The organism is Microbacterium sp. Leaf351, from assembly GCF_001423825.1.
Lineage (GTDB): Bacteria > Actinomycetota > Actinomycetes > Actinomycetales > Microbacteriaceae > Microbacterium > Microbacterium ginsengisoli.
Map to the genome: position 1 here is coordinate 136922 of NZ_LMPK01000015.1, position 1576 is coordinate 138497.

Consider the following 1576-nt stretch of genomic DNA (forward strand, 5'->3'; position numbering starts at 1 on the left):
GTACTTCGCGCAGCGAGAGCTGCTCGCGGTCGACGAGGCGCAGGGCATCCTCAACCAGGCGTGGTCGCCGATCGGCGGCATCACCTTCTACCCCGGCCCCTGGGGCGACGAGCGGCGCAGCGTCATGCACGACCCGGAGATCGCCGCGATCGCCGAGCGCGTAGGCGCGACCCCGGCGCAGGTCATGCTCGCGTGGCACCTGCAGCAGGGTCGGTCGGCGATCCCCAAGTCGGTGAACCCCGCCCGCATCGCCGAGAACTTCGCGGCGGGCGAGGTCGAGCTGGATGCCGCGGCCCTCGCCGCGATCGACGGCCTCGACCGCGGCGTGCGCAACGGCCCCGACCCCGACGCCCCGCGCGAGGAGTTCTTCAACCGGCTGATCCCCGAGGCGTGACCCGAACGGGGCGGATGCCGCGGCATCCGCCCCACCGACACGGGAGATGGCCGCACGGCGACACATAGACACGCCCGGGCTGCGACTCGCTAGAGTGTGCTCGTGGTCCGCCGGAACATTCCACCCGGCTCACAGTCGTCTCTGCGCGAGGCGAACCGGGTGCGCCTCGTCGAGTCGCTGAAGCGACACGGCAGGCTCACCCAGGTCGAATTGGCTGAGAGCACGGGTCTCTCCCCCGCCACGGTGTCGAACATCGTGAAGGAGCTCACCGCGTCCGGTGTGCTCGACACGTCGACCACGTCGCGCAGCGGACGCCGCGCGATCCTCGTCTCGCTCGCCCGCCAGACCGGCCTCGTCGCCGGCGTGCACTACAGCGCCCGGCACCTGCGCATCGCCCTCGCCGACGCGACCCGCACGATCGTCAGCGAGACCTCCCTCCCCCTCGCCCCCGACCACCGTCATGACGCCGAGCTCGACCGGCTCGCGCTGCTGCTCGGCGACATGCTCGACTCGCTCGGCATGACCACCCGCGACCTGCTCGCGGTCGGTGTGGCCCTGCCCGCCTCGCTCGACCCGCGCACCGGCATGGTGTCGACACCGGGCCTGTTGCGCGGCTGGGAGGGCATCGACATCGCCTCGAGCCTCGAGGCGCGCATCGACTGCGCCGTCATCGCCGACAGCGAGGCGAACGCGGGAGCAATCGCCGAGGCGCGCGAGGGCGCCGCGATCGGCATCGGCAGCTCCGTGTTCGTGCGGGTGGGTCACACCATCAGTGCGGGCATCGTCGTCGGCGGCGACGTGCTGCCGGGCGCGCACGGCAAGGCGGGCCAGATCGGCCATGTGACCATCGACGAGAACGGCCCGGTCTGCCGTTGCAACAACCGCGGGTGCCTCGAGACGTACGCCGCCGGACCCGCGCTCCTCTCGCTCTTCCCGCGTTCGGAGGGGATGCAGCGCCTCGGCGACCTCATCCAGTCGGCCGAGGGCGGCGACGGCCGCTCGCACCGGGTGATCGCCGACGCGGGGCGCCACATCGGCGTCGCGCTCGCGAGCCTGTGCAACCTCGTCGACCCCGAGGTGGTCGTCATCGGCGGCGAGCTCGCCCAGGCCGGAGAGATCCTGCTCGCCCCCATGCGCCACTCCCTCGAGCGCAGCGCCCTGCAGTCGACCTCGGGGGTGCCG

The 1576-nt window shown here is 72.5% G+C and carries 2 protein-coding genes; both read left to right on the top strand.

Features of this window, described 5'->3' with window-relative positions; translation table 11 throughout:
• The coding region (locus ASG00_RS17410; protein ID WP_235559327.1) for an aldo/keto reductase at positions 1–394 on the top strand (394 nt) is incomplete at its 5' end.
• 102 nt (positions 395–496) lie between these two features.
• Positions 497–1576 (top strand): ROK family transcriptional regulator (locus ASG00_RS06335; protein ID WP_235559328.1); only part of this gene is annotated, 1080 nt, incomplete at its 3' end.